Genomic DNA, 22,914 nt, shown 5'->3' on the forward strand with positions numbered 1-22,914 from the left:
TTTGAGTTTATAAACGTTGATGTTTTAATTTTTTAAAGACGTAACGGTCACTTAAAGCGATAAACGTTCCCTGGAAAAGCAGAGCCACTACGGTCCCAATATTGACGGCCCAAAGATGGCGCTGAATCAGAAAACAGATGGTTGTAATCGTAATGGGAACGATGAAGGCCACCAGTGAGGCAATCACTGCGTTACCATGGAAATACTTAAACCGCAAGATCTGCATAAAATCATCGTTGGGGTGAAGAATTAAATTAACCCGTTGATAAATAGAAACACCGCAGCCAATCATCATAACCCCAATGATATCGAGAATCACTGACGGGACTAATGACAGATGCTGGATGTGAAAGACCGTTAACATTTGGGCAATGCCACTGACGAGGTAACTAAATGGCACCATGAATAAGACGTTACCTAACATTCGGCGCCAGTCAAAATTTCTTAGGATCAACGCGTTTGAAAGAATGATTGCAATTCCTTCCAGTAACAGAATGTTGCCCAGATTCATGCGGAATAGGTGGGCCATGTTCACGGCAGAGGCGGTCCACAGTGCACTGCCTAGGTTAAGAGACACTGTGAGTGCGTTTCCTAATGAATTGATTATAATGGAGATAATAAGTAGGGTACAATCTCCTAAAATAGTTGGTTTTCCGTTATCTTGATACACGTGCGCATCCCTCCATAACGGTTCTAATTATACGGGATTGTAGCCAAAATAAAAGGGCAATTGTCCTTTAATCGAGGTGATTTGAATGGCTAAATTTGATCAATATACCGGTGTTCTTTTTGATCTGCATGGCGTGATTGCTGATTCTTCTCAGTATCACCTGCAGGCCTGGCATCAATTAGCGGATGAACTGGGTATTACTTGGACGCAATCACTGGCTGAACGAGTGCTTGGGATGAGCCGGCAGGATTCCTTGACGACCATCTTACAAGCTGGACATCAATTAAACCGTTATACGGCAGCTGAACAGGTGAAATTAGGCGACCGTAAAAATCAAATGTACCTTGAGCTGATTTCGCAGATGTCGCCAGCGGATGTTTTGCCTGGTATCATTGATTTTCTAGATGAATTAAAGGCGCAGCACTACGGTATCGTGCTGGCGTCCGCTTCGGTGAACGCGCCATTGGAAATTAAAAAAATGCAGTTGACGGACTACTTTCCCTTAATTGTCGATCCAGCGACACTGACCCGTAATAAACCGGATCCAGAGATCTACGTTCGAGCAGCCAGCTTATTGAACCTGTCGCCGACTAACTGTCTCGGTATTGAAGATTCGAAAACGGGGCTCACTGCCGTCAATGGTGCCGGTGCTTTATCAGTTGGGGTGGGTGCAACAGCTGAAATTGCCACGGCGGATGTTAAGTTCGCGGATACTGCGGAGCTGACATTGGCCGGGATTCAGAAGCAAATTGAACAGCAACATTAAAAAAGGTCACTGATAAGAGTGATCTTTTTTAGATTATAATTGTTGTTCGATGTATGCTTTCAATACCACAGCCTGGTTATGGGCTTCATCCTTAGCACCGTAAAGCATGATGACATTACCATCAGCTAAATGAGCCTTAACCAGTGCTAAAAATTGGTCACGGTCAGGGTTGACATCTAACTCAGCTCGATAGCGGGTTTTAAACTCGTCATACTTAGCTGGATCATGACCGAACCATTGGCGCAGTTCCTTGGTTGGCGCAATCGTTTTAAACCACTCATCAAGGGCGGCCTTTTCTTTGGAAATTCCCCGTGGCCATAGGCGGTCCACTAGGATGCGGTAACCGTCCATGTCAGCGGGTTTCGTGTAAATCCGTTCAATTTTGAGTGCCATTTCTAATCACCTCTTCTATAATGACAATATAGCATAATGACGTTGGAGGGAGAAATGATGACAACTATGGCAGCTTTTTTTAGCGCTCGTTCAACGGGTAACATCACCCGTGAATTATTGGGTAAGCTGTTGCGTTATGAGTCACCCCAAGGGCTGGTCAGCGGCTACATCGTGGAAGCTGAAGCCTACTTAGGTGTGGCGGACTCTGCTGCGCATGTGTATAAGGGGCGGCGGACTAAGGCGAATGATGCACTGTACGGCGCTCCGGGCAACGTTTATATTTATACGTCCCGCGGCTACTATGCGTTTGATGTTGCAACGCAAGCTCAAGGTGAGCCGCAAGGGATCTTGATTCGAGGTGTTGAACCCAAAGATGGTTTAGACATCATGCAGGCTAATCGCCCGAAAACCGGTTCAGAACTCACTAACGGTCCCGGTAAATTAATGCAGGCCTTTGGTGTGACCGACCTGCGCTGGAACAACGTGATGATCACTGACAGTCCGTTTAAGATTGATTTACAAGATCAGCGCGTGCCGGCACAGATCCTGACGTCAGCTCGAATTGGCGTCAGCAAGCGCGGCGGCCAAACTAATTCACCCTATCGCTACTACGTGGCAGGCAACCCATACGTTTCTGGTATGCGCAAACGCGAGATGAATCTGGCAACGCATGGCTGGCTAGCTCAATAATATCAGTTTTAATTAATTTTCAGTGTATGCTTTGCGAGCTAGGTGTACAGCAGCCGCACCCATGTCAAAAGTTTGATAGTTGATATGAGTGAAACCAGCGTTATCATACATCTGAGCTAGTTGTTTAGCATTTACAAATTCAGTCGCGGTGCGTTGCAGATAAGCGTAGTCGTGATAGTCGTGAACGGCAATCTTAGCCATCATTGGTACCAACTTGAAGTAGACTTGCCAGCCCAGTTTGACGACTGGTTGGTTCGGCTGTGATGTTTCTAGTGAGGTCACTTGACCACCTGGACGAACGACCCGGTGCATTTCACGCAGCACTTGATTGGCGTCTGGCACGTTGCGCAAGCCAAAGCCAATGGTGACCACATCGAACTGATCATTACTGTAAGGCAGCGTCATGGCATCACCCTGAACTAAAGTTACACGGTCGTTTAAACTGGCTGCGGCGACTTTCTTTTTGGCGACTGTAAGCATCTCCGCACTGAAATCTAACCCAATGATTTGACCAGATGGACCAGTCGCTTTAGCGAGTGCAATGGTCCAATCTCCAGTTCCGCAGCACAGATCGAGCACGAAGCTGCCGGGCTTAAGCATCAATTTAGTCATAGCGACTTTGCGCCAGTGCTTGTGAGTGCCCAGTGAAATTAAGTTGTTCATTTGATCATAGTTACCGGCAATTCGTTTAAAAAGACCTTGGACCTGTGATTCTGGTGTCTGGTTAGTCAGTGACATGTTGGGCCTCCCGCATAAATTTAATGTAATAAGCATACCAAAAAACGTCCCGCAAGTCTGGTTTCGACTGCGAGACGTTTATTATTTAATATTAAAGGTACTTAGCATCTAAGTCTGGATCTTGAGAAGTTAATAACTTAGGACCATCATTGGTGATCTCTAAGGTATGTTCGTATTGAGCTGAAGGGGTGCCATCAGCTGAAACGTAGTATTCCCAAGTATCGCCGGGAACCGTCTTAGTAGCAATCTCCCAGGTCCCAAGGTTAACCATTGGTTCAATGGTGATCGTCATACCAGCACGTAAACGCAGGCCTTTGCCTGGTTCACCGTAGTGAGGGACGTTTGGTTCTTCGTGCATGGTCGGTCCAATACCGTGGCCGATCAGTTCACGAACATCGCCCATGTGGTTTTCGTCTTCAACGTAGTGTTGAATGGCGTAACCAATATCACCGATCCGGTTACCAACAACGGCTTGGTCGATACCGAGGTATAAGGCCTTCTTGGTAACGTCCATTAAATGCTGCTTTTCCTTGCTGATGGTACCAACAGCGTAGGTCCAGCAAGAATCGCTCATGAAGCCATCCAGGTTAACTACCATGTCAACGGCAACAATGTCACCGTTCTTAAGTAAGAGGTTCTTACGGGGAATGGCGTGAGCGACTTCATCGTTAACGCTGACGCAGGTCGCGTATTTGTAACCTTCAAAGCCCTTTTCTTCGGCCTTGGCGTGGTGTTCTTCGATGTAGGCATTAGCAAACTTTTCGATATCCCAGCTAGAAATACCGGGCTTGATAATGTTACGCAGACCCAAGTGAACACCAGCCAAAACGGCACCGGATTTACGCATCATTTCAATTTCACGTTCTGATTTTAAAGTAATCAAGAATTTCTGCTCCTTTATGCTTTATATTATTTCAACAATGTTAATGGTACACCAAAATACCAAGGTGTGAAAGCGGACGTTTTGGGAGTGGCGTGTAAGGGTGGATTACAATGTAAAACCCGGGCTTGGTTTTATATTGTAATCCACCCTTACACATAACTCCCAGTCCGCTTGAACCCGATTAGGCAATGTAAACGAAAAAGCGCGGTTTGTTTTTAGATTGCCATTCACCTTTATACATAACGTCCAGTCCGCTTAACCCCGCTTAGGCAATGTAAAATTAAAGTAGTCTCTCCTAATCCTTAAGCATTCCTTAAGAAGATTGTCCCAACCCCAATAACTTGCTACAATGTTCTGCAACGATAACGCTAAATAATATTTCTAACAACTGATTTAATAGATAGGAGGGCTTCAATGACATCACCAATTTTTGCCTTTTTTGATCCAACGTACATTTTAGTTATTGTTGGGTTGTTGCTTTCAATGGCCGCTTCGGGTTACGTTAAGTCGACTTATGCTAAATATGATCGGTACCGCGCTCAAAGCGGTGTTACCGGAACCAGTGCGGCGGAATATATTTTACAGCAGTCGGGCATTAATGACGTGACCGTTCACCCAATCGCTGGGGACCTGACTGACAATTATAATGGTGGTAACAAGACGTTAAACTTGTCGGAATCAACCGCCAATTCGTCATCGGTTGCCGCCGTTGGGGTTGCCGCCCATGAATGTGGTCACGCGGTGCAGGATGCCAACAATTATTTACCAATGAGGCTGCGGACGGCCATCGTACCAATTGCTAATCTCGGGTCGACGGTCTCTTTCCCGCTGATCTTAGTTGGGGTGTTAATGGGGATGAATCAGACGTTGATCCATCTCGGTATCTTGCTGTTCTCACTGGCACTGTTGTTTCAGCTGGTGACGTTACCAGTGGAGTTTAACGCTTCTCATCGAGCACTGCGCATTTTGAGTGACGGTGGGCTGTTGTCTGCGGATGAAGTGCCGATGGTTCGCCGGGTGCTAACGGCTGCTGCACTGACTTATGTGGCTGCTGCGTTAGCTACCTTTTTACAGCTATTGCGACTAATCATTCTCTTCGGAGGAAATCGTGACGACAATTAGACAGGTTTGACTTATAATGGTAGGGAAGACGAAAAGGCTGGTGGATAAGATGGACTTAATTTCATATTTAAAGGATCAAATCGAATTTTTAACTGAACAATTTAATCAAGCAGAATCTGACAAGGACGTCACGATGAAGTACATTGTTGAGTCTCGCTTGGATGAAGCAAAAAAAATCAAAAAAGCAATTGATGACGGTACAATTAATAGTCTGAGCTAAATTTTGACACGGTCAATGTGACCGTGTTTTTTTATGTCATACAGTTAGGTCAACTTGACTTAAAAGTAAACGAAATCGGATTTTTAATCTATGCTACTGCCTAATCTCCGTTTTGCACAATTGATTTTAATTTTATTTACGATTATGATTGTGATAGTAAGGGGGAATTCGAAGATGAGTCAAACAACTACTCTATCTGGCCGCTCACGTTTGTGGTTCGTGACGACGCTGTTGCTGGGGACGTTTACCATGTCCATCAGTCAATCTGCGGTGTCAACTGCCTACCCGACGTTGATGCGGTATTTTTCAATTTCAGCTTCGACAGTTCAATGGCTAACAACGGGGTTCATGTTAATTATGTGTATTATGATGCCAGTGAGTCCTTGGCTGCTGAGCAATATTGGGTTTAAGTCATTATTTCTATCCGTGCTCATTATGTTTGATGTGGGGACACTGTTAATTATTTTGGCACCAAACTTTCCGCTAGTCCTGTTAGGGCGTGCGCTGGAAGCAATTGGTGTCGGCATTCTGTTTCCATCGTATCAAACGGTACTGTTGACCATTACACCGCGTGAAAATCGTGGCGGTGCAATGGGTCTAGCGGGACTAGTCATGGGGTCAGCGTTAGCGGTGGGTCCCATTATTTCAGGAATCGTGCTGCGCTTTACGAGCTGGCAAGGATTATTCGTCGTGTTCATGATCATTATTTCTTGCGTGATCGTGGTTTCACTTTGGGCAATCGTTAACGTCATGCCTAAGGCGCCTTCACACCTTGACTGGCTGTCAGTGATCAGTCTGGTGGGCTTTATTGGGGTTTTGTACGTGGTCAATCTGGTTGGTAAATCAGGCGTTAACTGGGGGACTGCGACAATCATCCTAGTGATCAGTATTCTTTTGCTATTATTCTTCGCTTATCGCCAATTACACTTACCAGAACCGCTACTCGATCTACGGGTCTTTGCGGTCGGTCAATTCAACGCGTCAGTTTGGTTAACCGGACTGTCCTACATTGCGCTGATCGTGGTGACAATCGTGTTCCCACTGTACTACCAGATCATTTTGGGTGTCAGCCCGTTTATTTCCGGGATGGCGCTAGTTCCAGGAGCTGTCTTTCTGAGTATTTTGAATCCATTGACGGGTAAATTAGCTGATAGAATTGGCTTTAAAAAAGTCCTGCTGATCGGGATGACGATGATTCTGATTGGCTGGGGAATTCTAGCTTTGATTCCCGCAAAGTTCTCATTGTGGGCTATGATGCCGATTGCCATGCTGATCGAAGGCGGCAATGCCTTCGTGATGATGCCCGCAACAACTTTAGGCGCGGATGCGCTGCCTAAGGAGAAGATTTCTCACGGAACGGCGGTCATTACCACGATGCGTCAACTGCTCGGTTCGACGGGGGTTGCCGTAGCGACTATTTTGCTGTCATTGGGCGGTGTGGCCACAGCGACCTTAGGTAATTTTCACATTGTGTTCATTACCTTCTTTATTCTTGAAATTATTGGACTGATTTTAGCACTGAGTTTAAAGGAAAAGAAAGCCAAGGCTTGATCACGATTAAAATTCAAGCGGTAGGGGGTTCATTCAATTCTAAATATTTCAAAAAATTCTCTCATTTTTGCAATATTAAAAGGCAATGGAACCCTATTCGCACGGTATTTCGACTCTTTTATTAAATTCTCATTTTTCTGTTTTCGTTCGGCTTTTTTTACGCTACAATAGACCCATGGCAAGTTAGTTTCATTTGATTGGAAGGAGAATTACCTACATGACTGAATCAGAAAAAGTTGAAACATCTGCGTTATATATGAATCCAGATCGAGAAGTTGCGGTAATTAATTACACGAGCAAGTACGTTACTGATATCTTTACTTTAATTAACAGTAAAGAAGCAGAAGAAGTTGTTCGTCTATTCCTGGAGGATCGCCGGCATACGCCCGAAAGTAACCGCAGTGACTTTGAAGATGCTGATCCTAAAACGTACATTAACACGTTGAAGGCGGTGCTGCTTGATCGGCCCGATGCCTTTGATACTTATAAACGTGAAGAAATTTTATTCAGCATTGAAGAACTGTATTCATATTATCGGTCATACTTGAGAATTGGGGTCGTTAACCAGCATGGTAGTGCAGCAACTGCTAAGAACTTCATGCAAATGGATAATAAGTTCAACGATGTTGTGATCGAAGCTTACCGGACTGTTGAAGAAAAATTACAGGGATCTCCTAATAAGACTTATCGTCAGGTAAGTGCTGGGACTTCTGCATGTATCCTGACGCAATCTGTTGACTGGCCGATTCCAGAAGGTTATGAGGCCTTGAAGCCAATTCGTTTTCTGAACACGATATCGTTACGGCCACCAATGATGATGAAGACGCCTTCCAACAAGCGTGAAGGGACCTTCACCGCGGTACCTGATAATCCAATTGCTAAGTTTCATGGGGCACGTGATGAATGGTATTGCTTCCCAGCCAAAATTGGTGAAAGTTTAGCTTATATCTATTTCCAGCGTGATTACTTTGTTAGTGGCATTTCGTTAGCTAACTTATTTGAAGTTGCCAGTGAAAAAGACGTTGCTGGTCACAAGCCAGATGAAATTTTACTGTTTGGCCTGCCAAAGACTGAAGGCGATGTTTGCCATTACCACCACGATGAAGAAAACGATATCTGGGTCGGTGAAGTGCCATACAACGATAAGACCACTTACTTCGGCTATATGAAGAAGATGTGCCTGACGTTGCATAATCTACACATGATCTACGAGAACCGCCTGCCAATTCACGGTTCAATGGTGCGTATCAAGTTCTCTAACGGTAAGAATAAGAACGTGGTGTTCTTCGGTGATTCAGGTGCCGGGAAGTCCGAATCCTTGGAAGCATTGCAGGAAATTGCGGATGATAAGATCCTGAGTCAGGAAACGATCTTTGATGATATGGGGAGCTTCACCTTAACAGGTGATGGTGATCTGTACGCGCAAGGAACTGAAATTGGGGCCTTTGTTCGACTGGACGATTTAAGTTCGGCCGTAGCCTTCAATAACATGGACCGTGGGGTGTACTTAAACCCAGACCGGAAGAATGCCCGGGTTATCATTCCAGCTGATACGTATAACCGGGTTGTCGGGCATCATGGTGTAGATATGTGGATCTACGCGAATAATTACGATAAAGATATCGGTATCCACCAATTCGATAACGAAGAGGATGCTAAGGCAACCTTCATTGAAGGTAAGCGGTTTGCTTTAGGGACGACTGATGAAGTTGGTATGAGTACTACCTTCTTCGCTAACCCATTCGGCCCAGTGCAAGAAGAGAAGCGGACCCGTCCAATTATTGATAAGGTATTCAAGCACTTCTTCGATAAGGGAACTTATGTAGGTGAAATTTATACCCACCTTGGTACTGATAAGAGTAAAGATAGTTTGAATGAAAGTGCAAAACAGCTGTTGGATGTGCTGTGGAACAGCTAGAGCGTGAACCGCGGCGTTTAGATAGCGGTGTGTAAGACAAGAACCACCTAAATCCCCGAACTTGGGATTTGGGTGGTTCTTGTCTTACATGTAGCTATCTGCCGCGGTGAACGCGTTTCGGCAATGTAAACTTAACGAGCCCCTGAAGGTGGTACACACAAACACACGCGTTTCAGCAATATTACGAAATGATTAACATTGTGTAAACCCCTAGCATTTCTCTTGTCAGTCTTTTGATTTGCAGATATACTATCTTAAAATCAAAGTTAAGAAAGCAAAGAGGGATGATAACGTGCAATTAATTTTTACAAAACTACTCTGGTCAATGTTAATGGTCACCGGGCTAATTGGGTCAATTATTGGCTTCGTGCTACCGATCATCCCTGGAATTCCATTTTTAGTATTGATGATTTATAGCCTTAAAAAAATTTCACCAGCTTTTCATCGTTGGCTTACACGCACCCGATTGGCTGAATGGTTAAGAAAGCATCAACCAACTCTGGCCAAATGGCTGGTTGGTTAATTACCAGCTAAAAATACGCCTCAAAGCTGTTTACAGCTCCGGGGCGTATTTTTATTGCGCATTTACAAACTAAAAACCAAAAGTTGAGTCCGGTGCGTAAATGTATTGACTATAGTCATTACTATCAACGTTAGGTGTCAATTGTTTAATGAGCCGATAAGGTTTAGTGGCACTAGTGCTGGTTTCATCAGTCGCATGGACGTTGATTTTACGGGGCCAGGTTTGCAATTCAGGGCTAATATCTACTGAGTAGCGTTCAACCCACTTGCCATTAACAAGTTTGTAGTCCCAGAAACCACAGCCTTGGATCTCACGATAAGAGGTGGCACCGTCACGAATCAGTTGTGCCTGCATATCGGCTTTTTGGCTGCCTGAATCAGCAGGTGTGAACCAAATGCCGTGAATCTTAGTTGGTTGAGTTTCTGACAGGGTCAACAGATCGCTAGTCTTGACGTAGTATGTCCGGTTGTTGCCAGTGGTGATCAATGTAAAGTCACCCTTAGTAGCCAACTTGGCAAAACTAGTTAAATCTAATGGCCAATCAGCTTGCTGAATAAATGCTGACTTGTCATCAGGGAAAGCATAGAAAGGTCCAATCAAATCGGTAATGCTTGTCGTTGATGTAGATGACGGTGCACCCTTACCGTACTGAGCTTGTGCCAATATACTTGCTGCGGGAATAGGATCTTCTGTCCATTCACCGTGAAGCGTTTGATCATAATCCGGATCATCGACAGGGGCAGTAAAGGTTTCAACGGCTGGAATCGTTGTCTTGCCGTCACTTCCCAGAACTGGTAAGTCGACAATTCGGAATTGATAGCCTTTGTAAGCATGTGCGGTTTCATAAGCGACAATCGTGTTAACTTGGTCGGTGGTCAACTTTGGCGAATTCGACTTTATGGTAGCAGTTGTCATTGTTTGTAACCACTTGCTTGGTTCAGTGGTAGCTGGATCATAGTCGTCTACTTTAGTGCCCTGATAAGTTGAAGCGTAGGGGAGCGTTGAATAATAGATGCCCTTACTTGGGTAGCTGTAGTTACCAGATTTAGGAGTATTGTTCTGAACGGGTGCAGTCCGGTTACCAAATGGATTACCGGGTGCTAGGTACCCGTGCCAAACGTAGCCGGTGATCTTTTTATTGCCGCTGGTGACCCGATAATAGATGGAACTCTTCTTACCCTGAGTCATTTTGACACTCTTTGAGAGATACCAAGTTGTCTTGGGGTAGTGTTTTAGATTATGCAGTTTCTTAGTGTGCTTGGCATTCCACATGTAGGCTGTAGTGCCTTTCTTTGCTTGGTGGTAGGGCAGTGAACCCGAATAATTTTTAACCTTCGTCCAGCGATAAGCCGCGTGGCCAGTAGCTGGTTGGGTAGCCGTACCCACAAGGCCAACGGTGGTCATTAAAGCCGTTGCCAGAATAAGCTTTCTAAACTTCAAAATGAATTCCCTCTTTCAAGCTAAGTATACTATAGGCTAGATTTCAGATAAGCAGGAATTCCCATTTCTTAATAAATAAAATCGGATTCGTTCATTATCAGTACAGTGAACGAATCCGGTTTATTTAATAGGTTGTATGCAATTGAGGTTAGTACTGAATATTCAGTAACTTAGCGTGTTTAATATCTGCCACGGTCTTAGTCCCAGCTAACTGCATGACGATCTTTAGTTCGTTATTCAAATGTTCAAAGACAGAGAAGACCCCGTCAGCGCCACCTAAAGCTAGTCCGAAGAAGGCGGGACGACCAATGCCGACTAAATCGGCACCCAGCGCTAGGGCCTTAAAGACATCGGAACCACGCCGAACACCCGAGTCAAAGAGGACGGGCACTTGGTGGTTAACCGCCTTAGCCACGCTCTCAAGGACATCAAAACTAGCGGGGCCACCGTTGAGCTGCCGGCCACCGTGGTTAGAAACGTAGACGCCAGCAGCCCCAGCACCAATTGCGTAAAGTGCGTCTTCAGGAGATTCAATCCCCTTGACGATTACTGGCAGGTCAGTGTAGTCGATGATGCGTTGAACGTCTTTTGGGCCGATCTTTTGGGCGGCAGCGGCGTAAATTTCAGAAATGCCCTTACCCTCGCCATCGCCTTGGCTGAACTTGACCAAGTTAGCCATTGGGATTGGAAACTGGAAGTGGTTTACGATATCGGCTTCACGATAGCCGCCAACAGTGGCATCAACCGTGAGGATAATCGCTTTAACACCGGCCTTTTTTGCTTCATCCAAGATGGATCTGTTAAAGTCCCAATTTTTACTCATGTAGAGCTGGAAGAATTGGGGCGCACCGCCGCCACCAGCGGCAACGTCTGCGATTGAGGCGGAAGAATAAGTGCTTTCCGTCATCAGTGCGCCGGCTTTGGCAACTCCTTTAGCAGTATCAGCTTCACCTTTGACATGGGCTAAGCCTTGCGCGGCAGCCGGCGCCATTATAATGGGTGTCTTTAAGTCGATACCAAATACGTTAGTGTCCGTTTGCGGTTTTTCAATGTTACTTAACGACCTAGGCACAATCTGGCGATGCTGAAAAGCCTTCCGATTTGCCTGCAAAGTAAATTCATCTTCCGAGCCACTGGTGATATAACCAAATCCGCCAGCAGGAATAATCTGCTTAGCTTCTGCTTCCAATTGAGTCAAGTTAACGATGTCGATGAGTCTTTCGTTTTCGTTTTGCTTGTAACCATTTGTTATTACCATAGTATGGCCTCCAATGAAGCTGATGAGTTGAAGTAAATGAGCTGTAAACGTCTTTAGTTTATCGGCCTGTAATGGGAGAGTCAAGACTTACGTGTTACCGCTTACAAAAACGTCACCCGTTAACCGATTGGATGACGATCAATTAACGGGTGGCATCATAGATGACGATAGCGTTTAAAGGATGCGAAGTCCTGGTTAACCTGTTCGACGTAAGCGGCCGTCCAACTTTGAATCGCACTGTCAAAATTCTCGGAATGGCCGGTATAGCCAAGAATCACACCGGCAGTAGGGCTTTGAGCGTGGGCAATCCCCAGTACCCAGGCACAGGTTTTGGCATAGGCATCAAACTGATCCCAATCAAGGGCTGAAAGGTCAATCGACGCCTTCATATCACGGAATTGACGCACGTAGAAGCTCTTTTTTTCGGTTGCAAAGTAACCTAGAAAGGCATCGGAAGCCGATTGGAGAATCTTTTGACAGTCAACGATTCGCTTACCTTCGTTTTGCTCGTACTGAACGTTTTGGACGTTGACCTGATCCGCTAATTGACGGTGCGGCAGGGCTTCCTTAATTTGCAAAACCAGGTGGGAATCATCAGTTCCGGTCAGTAGCAGCAGGTAGCAAAGTGAACCAAAGCTACCAACACCGACACTGTGGCGGACAATATCGGTGACGTGATACTGCGACAGCATCAAACTGACGTCGGGGGCCAAGGATTGCCGGTATTGACTGAGATATTTGGTAATGTGCTTGGTTACGCGGTCTTCAACGTGGCGCGTGCGTGGCGGGGTTTCTTTAAAGGCAATTTGGCCGTCACTGTCCGTGACCGTAAATTTACGGACGACCTGCTCAGAATCGCGTTTACCAGCCTTATCGAGAAACTTTTTAAGCTTTTTAGTCTGCGCTTCTTTTAAGGGGATGGTGCTCAAAACGGTTTCTACGCTGTTGACAGGGTAGAAGCGGTTAAGCGCGGTTTTCTTAAACATTTCTTGGAGACTTTCACGGTAGGTCTGGCCCAGCGCTTTGACTAGCGTCGTTAGTGCTTGCTCGTCAAATGAATGTTCACGGCCAGCCAATAAAGTACTGACGGCTAACCGTTTAAGATCCCACTCAAAGGGGCTGATGCCGGATTCATCGAAATCATTTAAGTCGAATAACAGCTGCCGTTCCGGTGAGCCAAAGAACCCAAAGTTACCAATGTGGGCGTCACCGCAGCTCACCGCGTGAATCGGTGAGTTGGCTTGCTGCGCGAGATCGTACTCCATAAGTTCTGCGGTACCACGAAAAAAAGCGAAACTGGACTGGTTGACACGTTGCGTTCGTTCCGGCAGCAGCTCTGGAATCAGAATGGCGCGGACTTCATCCATTAACTGATTCGGGTCACGATCGGTTGCGGTATAGTGACCGAGTTCTTCAAACGGAAACGCTGTCCGCAATTTTTTACCGAACTTTTTTTGTTCTTTTAAGGGTTGCTGTACGAATAACTGACTAAAATCAAATGGTTTAACACTCATCACAATTCACCTCATGATTATAATTACGTCTAGTTTAACACTTGAAAGGCTGTCGGCTTCGCTATTGCACTGCAAAAGAATTTGAAAAATGATAAAATTGTAAGGGCCTTCAAAGCACCAAAGTTTAAAATTGTTTAGTAAAATTTTTACTATTTTGGGGCATTTAGTTCTATACTAAAAGTGAAGACATAAAAGAGAATGAGTTATTTAAATATCAAATCATGAGGAGTGCGATACGATGACTTGGCAAGATAATTATCAAGTATGGAAGAACTACCAAGACTTAGATCCAGCACTAGCACAAGAACTAGCCGATATGGCGGGTGATCAAGAAGCCCTAGAAAACGCCTTTACGAAACCAATGGTCTTTGGGACTGCCGGCATGCGGGGCTTAATTGGTCCTGGTATCGGTGAAATGAACGTTTATACCGTTGGTGCCGCTGCTGAAGGGTTAGCCCGGTTTATGGATACGTTAGATGATAAGGATAAGCAACGCGGGGTTGCTATCAGCTTTGATTCACGGTATCACTCACGGGAGTTTGCCCACCATTCAGCCCACGTTTTGGGTGCCCACGGGATTCCAAGCTTTGTGTTCGATGATATTCGGCCCACACCAGAACTCTCATTTGCCGTTCGTCACCTGCATACGTACGCCGGTATCATGATTACCGCCAGTCATAACCCGAAGCAGTACAACGGGTTTAAGATCTACGGTCCTGATGGCGGTCAAATGCCACCAAAGGCTGCCGATCAGATCACTGAATACGTTAACGGTATCGATAATATGTTTACCGTTAAGACGGTAAAAGAAACCACGCTGCGAAAGCAAAACCTGATTCACATTATTGGTGAAGACGTCGACGAAGATTATTTAGCCGGTGTTAAGGCCGTCTCCATTAATCCGAAACTGGTCGATGAAGTTGGTAAAGATATGACTTTGATCTACACGCCGCTGCATGGGACTGGTCATATCATTGGCTACCGGGCCTTAAAGGATACCGGCTACAACCACTTTACGATGGTTAAGGAACAGGCCATTGCCGATCCTGAATTTCCAACGGTCGTCCACCCTAACCCAGAATTTCCAGAAGCGTTCAATATGGCAATCAAGTTAGGTAAGAAGGAGGGCGCTGACCTATTAGTTGCCACCGACCCAGATGCTGACCGTCTTGGTGCCGCTGTGCGGATGCCAAATGGTGAATATCAGCTGATGACGGGTAACCAAATCGCTTCCGTACTATTAAACTACATTTTAAAGGCTAAGCAGGATGCTGGGAAACTCCCAGCTGACGGCATGGTCGTTAAGTCCATTGTTTCCACTGAATTAGCCACTAAGATCTGTGAACACTATGGTGTCAAGATGGTCAACGTTTTGACCGGTTTCAAGTACATTGCTGAACAGATCAAGCTGGCTGAACAGAACCACGATCACACCTTCCTGTTTGGGTTTGAAGAAAGCTTCGGCTATCTGATCAACCCGTTCGTTCGTGATAAGGATGCGATTCAATCGACGATCTTGTTGGCTGAAGTTGCCGCTTATTACAAGCAGCAGGGCTTAACCTTGTATGACGGTATTCAACAATTATACAAGACGTATGGCTATTACAAAGCCAAGACCACTGCTAAGGAATTTGACGGTGTTGATGGGGCCGATAAGATGGCTGCCATCATGAAGTCGTTACGGGATTCCCACCCAACTGAGTTTGCCGGTGTCAAGGTTGAAACTACCGATGATTACCAGACGCAAGTTGCCACTCATCAAGACGGCAGCACGGAGAAGTTAACGTTGCCAGTTTCCAACGTTTTGAAGTACTGGTTAGCTGATGGCACCTGGATCGCTGTTCGGCCTTCAGGGACTGAACCTAAGATCAAGTTCTACATTGGCACTAACGGTAAGACGGATGCAGCAACTGCTCAAAAACTAGACGACTTTGAAAAAGCTTTGACCCAGTGGGTTAAGGACTAATTATTAAGTCAATCAATAAAAGCAACCCAATTTAATCAACCTTGACTAGATTGGATTGCTTTAGTTGTCTAGTCGGAGTAAGTTCGTCTGGCAGGGACCAATATTGATCAGTTTTGAACACGCCGAAAGATTGATTTAAAGCTAAAGAAAACGATTTCATTTTTCATTGACATTGGCCTGAAATTAGGTTACGTTAGAGATAGTAAAAATTTAGTAAAATTTGTGGAGGCATAATTATGGACTATCAAAGCTTAAAAGATGAATTCAAGAAAGCTTTTGGCTACGAAGGTGATCGGGTATACTTCGCACCAGGTCGAATCAATTTAATTGGTGAACATACTGATTACAATGGCGGTCACGTTTTCCCTTGCGCAATCACAATGGGGACTTACGGTGTCTATAAAGCGCGTGATGACAACCAAGTTCGCGTTTATTCCGCTAACATTCCAGATGCCGGCGTTTTGACCTTCCCAATCGACAAACTGGATTTTGATAAAAATGATAATTGGGATAAGTTCCCACGTGGTGTGATGTATGAAATGGCTAAGCAGGGCAAGACCGTGGATCACGGGTTTGACCTCTTCGTTCATGGTGACCTGCCAGATGCATCCGGTCTTTCATCATCCGCATCAATTGAATTATTAATTGGTAACATTTTAAACAAGGAATTCAACTGGGGCGTTGATCAATTAACCTTAGTTAAGAATGGCCAAGCCGTTGAAAATGATTACCTCGGGTTAAACACCGGTATCATGGATCAATTTGCTATTGGCATGGGCAAGAAAGATCAAGCAATTTTGCTGGACACCAACACCTTGAAGTATCAATACGTTCCCGTTGAATTGGGCGATAACGTGGTTGTGATCATGAACACCAACAAGCAGCGTCAATTAACGGATTCGAAGTATAACGAGCGTCGTTCTCAATGTGAAAAAGCCGTCGCATTGCTTCAAAAGGGCGGCGTTGACATCAAGACGTTGGGTGAACTTTCACAAGAAGAATTCGATAAGGAAGCTTACTTGATCAATGATGATACTTTGATCAAACGTGCCCGTCACGCGGTCATTGAAAACCAGCGGACCTTACGCGCTCAAAAAGCTTTGAGTGCCGGCGAACTTGAAGAATTCGGCAAGTTAGTTAATGCATCACACATTTCCTTACACTATGACTATGAAGTTACTGGTAAGGAATTGGATACCTTAGCTGAAACCGCATGGAAGCAACCCGGTGTTCTTGGTGCCCGTATGACCGGTGCCGGATTTGGCGGCTGTGCCATTGCCATCGTCAACAAAGCTAACGTTGATGACTTCATTAAGAACGTCGGTGATGTTTACAAGAAGACAGTTGGTTATGCAGCTAGTTTCTACGTTGCAAGCATTGCTGATGGTCCTAAGGAAATCACAGCTTAATAGAATTTAAAAAAGCGCAAAGCAATTAAATTTGCAGAGCGCTTTTATATCGGAAATGAATTACAGAGAAAGTTATGGAGGTAATCTTTTATGACAGTTGTTGTATTAGGTGGTGCGGGCTATATTGGTTCACACACAGTTGACCGATTAATTGAAAAGGGGTACGACGTGGCAGTGATCGATAATTTGATCACGGGTCACCGGGCAGCGGTCAATCCTAAAGCCCGTTTTTACCAAGGCGATATTCACGACCGGGCCTTTTTGGATGAAGTCTTTAACAAGGAAACTAACGTGGAAGGCGTTATTCACTTCGCGGCCTTTTCAATCGTGCCGGAATCAATGAAGGATCCATTGAAGTACTTTGATAACAACACTGGTGGCATGATCACTTTGCTTAAAGCAATGCGGGATCACAATATCAAACGGATCATCTTCAGTTCAACGGCGGCCACCTATGGCGAACCAAAGCAGATTCCAATCAAGGAAACTGACCCACAGATTCCAACCAACCCATATGGTGAGAGTAAGTTATGCATGGAAAAGATCATTCACTGGTCTGATCTGGCATACGGTATCAAGTTTGTTGCGCTGCGTTACTTCAACGTTGCCGGTGCTAAAGCTGACGGCTCGATCGGTGAAGATCACCATCCAGAAACCCACTTGATTCCAATTATTTTACAGGTGGCTGCTGGTGAACGGACTGGCCTAAAGATCTTTGGGACCGACTATCCAACTAAGGATGGGACTAACGTTCGTGACTACGTCCATGTTGTGGACTTAGCGGATGCTCACATTCTGGCACTGGAATACTTGAAAGCCGGCAATGACAGTAATGCCTTTAACTTGGGCTCATCAACTGGCTTCTCTAACAAACAGATCTTGGAAGCTGCTCGCAAAGCAACTGGTAAGGAAATCCCTGCCGAAGATGCACCAAGACGTGCCGGTGATCCAAGCACTTTGATTGCTGCTAGTGACAAGGCTCGTAAGGTATTGGGCTGGAAGCCGCAGTACGATGACGTTGAAGAAATTATCAAGACGGCTTGGAACTGGAAGACGTCTCATCCAAAGGGTTACAATGACCGAGGTGAAGCCTAAGATGACAGAAACTGTTAGTAAGTTTGTTGATGCCGTGCTCGATAGTGGCACCTATCAGCCACTCGACCGAATCTACGTCACTAACCGGGTTTTAGGCTTAGTTGGTGATGGTGCGGCGGTTAATGCCAAGAGCGATGAACTTTTGGATATTGTGGACGCATTGCTTGAAACGGCGGTTAAAAACGGTAAAATTGAAGATGGTCAATCTGATCGTGATATTTTGGAAGCTGAATTAACTGATCTGCTGACGCCAACGCCAGCAAAGGTTAATCAGGAGTTCTGGAATGAATACCAAAAGTCACCTGAAGACGCCACTAATTTCTTCTATGATTTAAGTCGTAAAAATGACTATATTAAAACCCGTTCGATTGCTAAAAACATCGTCTTTAATGCACCGACGCAATATGGCGATCTCGAGATCACGATTAATCTATCCAAACCCGAAAAGGATCCTAAAGCCATTGCGGCAGCCCGGACACAGAAAACCAATACGTATCCGTTAAGCCAGTTGGCCATTGAAAACGAAGGTTACCGTGGTCGTTTGGGCTATCCAGCTCGGACGAACCACCGGGTGATCCGGTTGGACCTTGGCGGTGAACCTTGGGGCTTCCAATATTCACCATATGCTTACTTTAGCGAACACGCGATCTTCCTGCTGCAAGCTCACCGGCCAATGCTGATCAACCAGCATACGTTTAGCAACTTGCTGGAAATCGTACGGCTGTTCCCACACTACTTCGTGGGTTCCAACGCCGATCTGCCAATTGTTGGTGGATCCATGCTTTCACAGGATCACTATCAAGGCGGCCGTCATGATTTTCCAATGATGAAATCACCAATTGACCGTAAGATCAAGTTGGCTGGTTTTGACGACGTGGATGCGGGTATCGTGAAGTGGCCAATGTCGACGATTCGGCTTTCAGGTGATACGCCTGAACCCTTGATCAACGCTGCCACGGCCATTGCGAATAGCTGGCAGCACTATGATGATGAATCCGTCGATGTCCGTGCTTACACCAACAACGAACGGCACCATACGGTAACGCCAATTGCTTACCGCCGTGGTTCTAAATTTGTATTAGACATCGTGCTGCGGGATAACCAAACCTCTGAGAAGTACCCAGATGGTATTTTCCATCCACATCAGGATGTGCAGCATATTAAAAAGGAAAATATTGGTTTGATCGAAGTAATGGGTCGGGCAATTTTACCAGCTCGGCTTAAAACGGAGATGCAAGAAGTGAAGCACTACGTCTTGGGCGAACCAAACAAGATGAAGGATTATCACAAGACTTGGGCTGATCAGTTGAAAGCTGACAACCAGTTTACTGCTGATAATGTCGATAAAATTATTGATCAGTCGATCGGTAACGTCTTCGCTCGGGTTCTCCAAGATGCCGGTGTCTTCAAGTGGGATGACTCAGGTCAGGCTGCATTTGACCGGTTTATTGCCCAAATTGGGTAAGTTAGAATATAAAGAGGGGAAGCATCAGTCATGAAAGTCACTTTGAAAGATATCGCTCAAAAAGCGGGTGTTTCCCTGTCCACCGTCTCTCGAGTCCTTAACTACGATACGACACTATCGGTTAGTGATAACACGCGCCAGCGAATTTTTGAAATTGCCGAAGAACTGAACTACACCAAAACTAAGCGGGTCACGCAGACGCCTGATACCTACAAAATTGCGGTTGTTCAGTGGTATTCGATCAATAAAGAGTTGGATGACCTTTACTATATGAAGATTCGTATGGAAATTGAAAGACGCAGTCAGGAATTGCACATTCAAACGATTCCGGTCTTTCAAAACCAGGTTTCTGAAATTAGTAAGGACGTCGACGGCATTATTGCGGTCGGCAAATACAGTCAGGCGCAGGTTGAAGAACTGAATGCAATCAGCGATAATCTTGTATTTGTGGACTGGGATGAAATGAGTCAGGGGTTTGACAGTATTGTTACTGAATATGGGCCAGCAGTGCTCAAAGTCATCGATTATTTGTTGCCTAAAAGCCAAGATTTGGGGATTATCTACGGCTCGGAGTACACCACGGATGGCGTGCTTAAAATTCCCGATCAGCGCTTTAAAGCTTTCAAATCAATCATGACGGAAAGAAAGTTGTTTGAACCCCGGTTTGCGTATGAAGGTAATTACACCAACCAATCCGGCTATGAAATGATGAAAAAAGCGATTCATGATTTAGGCGATGATTTGCCGCACGCCTTCTTTATCAGCAATGACCCCATGGCCATTGGTGCTTTAAAAGCGTTAGGCGAAGAAAACATTGCCGTACCGGACCGTGTCAGTCTGTTTAGTTTTAACGATACCTCGGTTGCTAAGTACGTTTATCCAGAGCTCAGTGCCGTTCACGTCGCTACTGATCAAATGGGCGTGAGCGCGGTTGAGCTGATGTTAACCCGTTTGGAAAACGGACGGGAAGTGCCGTTAAAGATCATTGTCGCAACTAAACTGATGGTTCGTAAGAGTACCCGATAAGAAACTATATATATGAAGTTAATAAACCTAGTGAGGCTGTTTAGCCCAGCTAGGTTTTTTATTTGGCTTATTTTACTGGTAGGTGGGTTTCACAAGTCAAAAAGTTTAACCAGTTAGACGTTGATAAGGCAACGTTATGACTTTATCCCGTTTAGTGAAGGCGTAAAAGAGGTTGCAAACGATCCTGACACATGTTAAATTAATCACTCAATTAATACAGCGACTTTTTGTGATTTATCAAAAATAGTTTTAATAAATTTAAAAAAATCGGTTATTTTTTTAAAAAAATGAACACTTTTCCGTAAAATGCAGTATAATGAATGTGACTTAAATAACAAACAAAAAATACATGGAACGAGTCATTAGATATCAGGATTGACTGAAAGGAGACTGTCATTATGATTAAAAAACACCGTAAAGTACTACTAGTTGGTGACGGCGCTGTCGGATCATCATTTGCTTTTTCATTACTTCAAAATTGTGGGATCGATGAATTGGTAATCGTTGATCTTCAAAAGGAACACGCTGAAGGTGATAGCCTTGATTTGGAAGACCTGACACCAATGATGACGCCAGCTCAAATCAGAACTGGTGAATATTCAGACGCTGCTGATGCAGATATTGTTGTGATCACAGCGGGCGTTCCTCGTAAGCCAGGTGAAACCCGTCTGGACTTAGTTAACAAGAACACCAAAATTTTGGAATCGATCGTTTCCCCAGTTGTTGACAGCGGCTTTAACGGTATCTTCGTGGTATCAGCTAACCCAGTTGATATTTTAACCGCTTTGACCCAGCACATTTCTGGTTTCCCAAAGAACAAGGTCATCGGAACTGGGACTTCATTAGACAGTGCCCGTTTACAAGTTGCGCTGAGCAAGGAATTCGACGTTAACACCAGTGAAGTCGATGCCTACATTTTAGGCGAACATGGTGACAGTTCATTTGCTGCTTATGATGAAGCAACGATTGCCGGTCAGCCATTATTGAGCTTGCCAAACGTTGATCTTGACCGTCTAGCTCAAATCGAAGACGACGTTAAGAAAAAGGGTGGCGCAATCATCAACCGCAAGGGCGCAACGTTCTACGGGGTTGCCGTTTGTCTGATGAAGATCTGCCGGGCAATCTTAATGGATGAAAATCTGGTACTGCCAATCTCAGCACCAGTTAACGGCCAATATGGTCTGGAAGACGGTTATATTGGCTCACCAGCTGTTATCAACGGCAGCGGTATTCGCCAAGTCATCGAAGTTAACTTGACCGATGAAGAAAGCGTTAAGATGCAAGAATCAGCACGTAAGATGAACGAAGTCCTATTAGCTGCTGAATAACGCGCTTAAAATAGTCATTATTGAACGAGTTGGGTAGGCAGTTGCTGACAACTCGTTTTTTAGTTGAGGTATACAAAATGAAATTTACAACGAGTGATCATGTCAAACTAGATTTTACTGATGAAGGTGACGGGCAGCCGGTATTGCTACTGAGCGGTATTGGTAGTTACCGTGAGATCTGGGCACCAACGATTCAATTTTTATTAAACGCGGGTTACCGGGTCATCAATTTAGATGCTCGCAATCAAGGCGCTTCGCAACGGACGCTGAAGGGGCGCCGGATGAGCCGGCACGCGATGGACGTTAAGGAGTTGTTGGACTGGCTTGATGTCAATGACGTGGTCGGTATCGGTAATTCAATGGGGGCCAGCACGCTGTTTGCGTACGCGTCTTTGTTTGATAGCCAACGGTTCAGTGCTTTTATCGATATCGATCAAAGTCCCAAGATGATCAGTGATGATACGTGGTCCTTTGGTTTTAAGGATCTCACCTGGGAGAATTTTCCAGCGGCTTTAAAACTGCCGATGGGGGCAGCAACCGCAACGCCTGTGTCGGAGGAAGTGCGGACCAGCGTTCAAGCCGCTCGACAGGCCCGGCCCTACGATGCTGAGCAGAACTACGCCTGTTTAGTGGATCATACCTTTCAGGATTGGCGGGACGTTTTACTGCGACTGCCAATTCCGCTGTTGGTGATTGCGGGTGAGAAGTCGCCTTACTTCGATCCGCAATTTGCCACTGCTACGGCTCGGTTTGCACCTCAAGGGCAAGCCCAGATCATTAAGGGTGCCGGCCACATCGTGATGGCGGAACAGCCAGACCTATTTAATGAAGCGTTATCGACATTTTTGCAACAATTAGATGATAAACAAACCAACCGGCCAGTGCCGGCGATATAAACCAAAAACAGGTACGCAGTCAAGAAACTGCGTACCTGCTTTT

At 45.3% G+C, this 22,914-nt stretch carries 21 protein-coding genes; 14 read left to right on the top strand and 7 right to left on the bottom strand.

The features are described from left to right. Positions 1 to 7: 7 nt before the first annotated feature. The gene (locus CES79_RS00255) at positions 8 to 670 is read right to left on the bottom strand and encodes a DUF6198 family protein (protein ID WP_191983061.1); all 663 of its coding nucleotides are present in this window, start codon (positions 668 to 670) and stop codon (positions 8 to 10) included. Between the two features lie 85 nt (positions 671 to 755). Between CES79_RS00255 and pgmB the strand changes: the two genes are divergently transcribed. Continuing rightward, on the top strand, positions 756 to 1,436 hold the full coding sequence (gene pgmB / locus CES79_RS00260) for a beta-phosphoglucomutase (protein ID WP_054653609.1): 681 nt from the start codon (positions 756 to 758) through the stop codon (positions 1,434 to 1,436). A gap of 33 nt (positions 1,437 to 1,469) precedes the next feature. On the opposite strand, the gene CES79_RS00265 is transcribed toward pgmB, so the two are convergent. Further along, positions 1,470 to 1,829 carry a DUF488 domain-containing protein gene (locus CES79_RS00265; protein WP_054653610.1) on the bottom strand — a complete coding sequence of 120 codons (360 nt, stop codon included), beginning with the start codon at positions 1,827 to 1,829 and terminating at the stop codon, positions 1,470 to 1,472. A 54-nt stretch (positions 1,830 to 1,883) separates the two neighbouring features. Between CES79_RS00265 and CES79_RS00270 the strand changes: the two genes are divergently transcribed. Beyond that, entirely contained in the window at positions 1,884 to 2,519 is a 636-nt protein-coding gene (locus CES79_RS00270) for a DNA-3-methyladenine glycosylase (protein ID WP_328590721.1), read from the top strand. 12 nt (positions 2,520 to 2,531) lie between these two features. Here the strand turns inward: CES79_RS00270 and CES79_RS00275 are convergent, their stop codons facing one another. Further along, positions 2,532 to 3,257, bottom strand: a complete 726-nt coding sequence (locus tag CES79_RS00275) for a demethylmenaquinone methyltransferase (RefSeq protein ID WP_054653612.1) — start codon at positions 3,255 to 3,257, stop codon at positions 2,532 to 2,534. 91 nt (positions 3,258 to 3,348) lie between these two features. Beyond that, complete coding sequence (map, locus tag CES79_RS00280) at positions 3,349 to 4,140, bottom strand: type I methionyl aminopeptidase (RefSeq protein WP_054653614.1); 792 nt, start codon at positions 4,138 to 4,140, stop codon at positions 3,349 to 3,351. Positions 4,141 to 4,554: 414 nt separating this feature from the next. Between map and CES79_RS00285 the strand changes: the two genes are divergently transcribed. The 5 genes from CES79_RS00285 (at position 4,555) to CES79_RS00300 (ending at position 9,474) form a co-directional block, all read left to right on the top strand. Then, the gene (locus CES79_RS00285) at positions 4,555 to 5,262 is read left to right on the top strand and encodes a zinc metallopeptidase (protein ID WP_089135969.1); all 708 of its coding nucleotides are present in this window, start codon (positions 4,555 to 4,557) and stop codon (positions 5,260 to 5,262) included. A 49-nt stretch (positions 5,263 to 5,311) separates the two neighbouring features. Next, positions 5,312 to 5,482: a hypothetical protein gene (locus CES79_RS13005; protein ID WP_170173494.1), complete on the top strand. Its 171-nt coding sequence runs from the start codon at positions 5,312 to 5,314 to the stop codon at positions 5,480 to 5,482. A gap of 174 nt (positions 5,483 to 5,656) precedes the next feature. Next, a complete protein-coding gene (locus tag CES79_RS00290) occupies positions 5,657 to 7,033 on the top strand; it encodes an MFS transporter (RefSeq protein WP_089135970.1) in 1,377 nt (458 codons plus the stop codon). Positions 7,034 to 7,250: 217 nt separating this feature from the next. Further along, entirely contained in the window at positions 7,251 to 8,951 is a 1,701-nt protein-coding gene (locus tag CES79_RS00295; RefSeq protein WP_089135971.1) for a phosphoenolpyruvate carboxykinase, read from the top strand. A gap of 292 nt (positions 8,952 to 9,243) precedes the next feature. After that, entirely contained in the window at positions 9,244 to 9,474 is a 231-nt protein-coding gene (locus tag CES79_RS00300) for a YbaN family protein (protein WP_089135972.1), read from the top strand. A gap of 69 nt (positions 9,475 to 9,543) precedes the next feature. Here CES79_RS00300 and CES79_RS00305 read toward each other — a convergent pair whose 3' ends face one another. The 3 genes from CES79_RS00305 to CES79_RS00315 form a co-directional block, all read right to left on the bottom strand. Next, the gene (locus CES79_RS00305) at positions 9,544 to 10,914 is read right to left on the bottom strand and encodes a hypothetical protein (protein WP_054653619.1); all 1,371 of its coding nucleotides are present in this window, start codon (positions 10,912 to 10,914) and stop codon (positions 9,544 to 9,546) included. A gap of 148 nt (positions 10,915 to 11,062) precedes the next feature. After that, the gene (locus CES79_RS00310; RefSeq protein WP_089135973.1) at positions 11,063 to 12,172 is read right to left on the bottom strand and encodes a lactate oxidase; all 1,110 of its coding nucleotides are present in this window, start codon (positions 12,170 to 12,172) and stop codon (positions 11,063 to 11,065) included. Between the two features lie 155 nt (positions 12,173 to 12,327). Continuing rightward, positions 12,328 to 13,686, bottom strand: coding sequence for a DUF2252 domain-containing protein (locus CES79_RS00315; protein ID WP_089135974.1), 1,359 nt, complete (start codon positions 13,684 to 13,686; stop codon positions 12,328 to 12,330). Between the two features lie 238 nt (positions 13,687 to 13,924). Here CES79_RS00315 and CES79_RS00320 point away from each other — a divergent pair, with 238 nt between their 5' ends. From CES79_RS00320 to CES79_RS00350, 7 genes are all read left to right on the top strand, one after another. Then, positions 13,925 to 15,652, top strand: a complete 1,728-nt coding sequence (locus tag CES79_RS00320) for a phospho-sugar mutase (RefSeq protein ID WP_054653627.1) — start codon at positions 13,925 to 13,927, stop codon at positions 15,650 to 15,652. Positions 15,653 to 15,888: 236 nt separating this feature from the next. Further along, complete coding sequence (locus tag CES79_RS00325) at positions 15,889 to 17,061, top strand: galactokinase (RefSeq protein ID WP_054653629.1); 1,173 nt, start codon at positions 15,889 to 15,891, stop codon at positions 17,059 to 17,061. 90 nt (positions 17,062 to 17,151) lie between these two features. Beyond that, entirely contained in the window at positions 17,152 to 18,156 is a 1,005-nt protein-coding gene (gene galE / locus CES79_RS00330; protein WP_054653631.1) for a UDP-glucose 4-epimerase GalE, read from the top strand. A gap of 1 nt (position 18,157) precedes the next feature. Further along, positions 18,158 to 19,621: a UDP-glucose--hexose-1-phosphate uridylyltransferase gene (locus CES79_RS00335; protein WP_054653633.1), complete on the top strand. Its 1,464-nt coding sequence runs from the start codon at positions 18,158 to 18,160 to the stop codon at positions 19,619 to 19,621. A 30-nt stretch (positions 19,622 to 19,651) separates the two neighbouring features. Further along, entirely contained in the window at positions 19,652 to 20,647 is a 996-nt protein-coding gene (locus CES79_RS00340; RefSeq protein WP_054653635.1) for a LacI family DNA-binding transcriptional regulator, read from the top strand. 398 nt (positions 20,648 to 21,045) lie between these two features. Beyond that, positions 21,046 to 21,975, top strand: a complete 930-nt coding sequence (locus CES79_RS00345) for an L-lactate dehydrogenase (protein ID WP_054653637.1) — start codon at positions 21,046 to 21,048, stop codon at positions 21,973 to 21,975. Positions 21,976 to 22,052: 77 nt separating this feature from the next. Continuing rightward, a complete protein-coding gene (locus CES79_RS00350; RefSeq protein ID WP_089135975.1) occupies positions 22,053 to 22,871 on the top strand; it encodes an alpha/beta fold hydrolase in 819 nt (272 codons plus the stop codon). The last annotated feature ends 43 nt before the right edge of the window (positions 22,872 to 22,914 follow it).

It is taken from the genome of Secundilactobacillus silagei JCM 19001, from assembly GCF_002217945.1.
In the GTDB taxonomy this organism is placed as follows: domain Bacteria; phylum Bacillota; class Bacilli; order Lactobacillales; family Lactobacillaceae; genus Secundilactobacillus; species Secundilactobacillus silagei.

Excerpts from the sequence above, each read along its gene's own strand:
- CES79_RS00270 (WP_328590721.1), top strand. The coding sequence starts at position 1,884 with ATGATGACAACTATGGCAGCTTTTTTTAGCGCTCGTTCAACGGGTAAC.
- CES79_RS00340 (WP_054653635.1), top strand. The coding sequence starts at position 19,652 with ATGAAAGTCACTTTGAAAGATATCGCTCAAAAAGCGGGTGTTTCCCTG.
- CES79_RS00285 (WP_089135969.1), top strand. The coding sequence starts at position 4,555 with ATGACATCACCAATTTTTGCCTTTTTTGATCCAACGTACATTTTAGTT.
- CES79_RS00350 (WP_089135975.1), top strand. The coding sequence starts at position 22,053 with ATGAAATTTACAACGAGTGATCATGTCAAACTAGATTTTACTGATGAA.
- CES79_RS00325 (WP_054653629.1), top strand. The coding sequence starts at position 15,889 with ATGGACTATCAAAGCTTAAAAGATGAATTCAAGAAAGCTTTTGGCTAC.
- CES79_RS00345 (WP_054653637.1), top strand. The coding sequence starts at position 21,046 with ATGATTAAAAAACACCGTAAAGTACTACTAGTTGGTGACGGCGCTGTC.
- CES79_RS00295 (WP_089135971.1), top strand. The coding sequence starts at position 7,251 with ATGACTGAATCAGAAAAAGTTGAAACATCTGCGTTATATATGAATCCA.
- CES79_RS00310 (WP_089135973.1), bottom strand. The coding sequence starts at position 12,172 with ATGGTAATAACAAATGGTTACAAGCAAAACGAAAACGAAAGACTCATC.
- galE (WP_054653631.1), top strand. The coding sequence starts at position 17,152 with ATGACAGTTGTTGTATTAGGTGGTGCGGGCTATATTGGTTCACACACA.
- CES79_RS00335 (WP_054653633.1), top strand. The coding sequence starts at position 18,158 with ATGACAGAAACTGTTAGTAAGTTTGTTGATGCCGTGCTCGATAGTGGC.
- CES79_RS13005 (WP_170173494.1), top strand. The coding sequence starts at position 5,312 with ATGGACTTAATTTCATATTTAAAGGATCAAATCGAATTTTTAACTGAA.
- CES79_RS00265 (WP_054653610.1), bottom strand. The coding sequence starts at position 1,829 with ATGGCACTCAAAATTGAACGGATTTACACGAAACCCGCTGACATGGAC.
- pgmB (WP_054653609.1), top strand. The coding sequence starts at position 756 with ATGGCTAAATTTGATCAATATACCGGTGTTCTTTTTGATCTGCATGGC.
- CES79_RS00320 (WP_054653627.1), top strand. The coding sequence starts at position 13,925 with ATGACTTGGCAAGATAATTATCAAGTATGGAAGAACTACCAAGACTTA.
- CES79_RS00275 (WP_054653612.1), bottom strand. The coding sequence starts at position 3,257 with ATGTCACTGACTAACCAGACACCAGAATCACAGGTCCAAGGTCTTTTT.
- CES79_RS00315 (WP_089135974.1), bottom strand. The coding sequence starts at position 13,686 with ATGAGTGTTAAACCATTTGATTTTAGTCAGTTATTCGTACAGCAACCC.
- CES79_RS00290 (WP_089135970.1), top strand. The coding sequence starts at position 5,657 with ATGAGTCAAACAACTACTCTATCTGGCCGCTCACGTTTGTGGTTCGTG.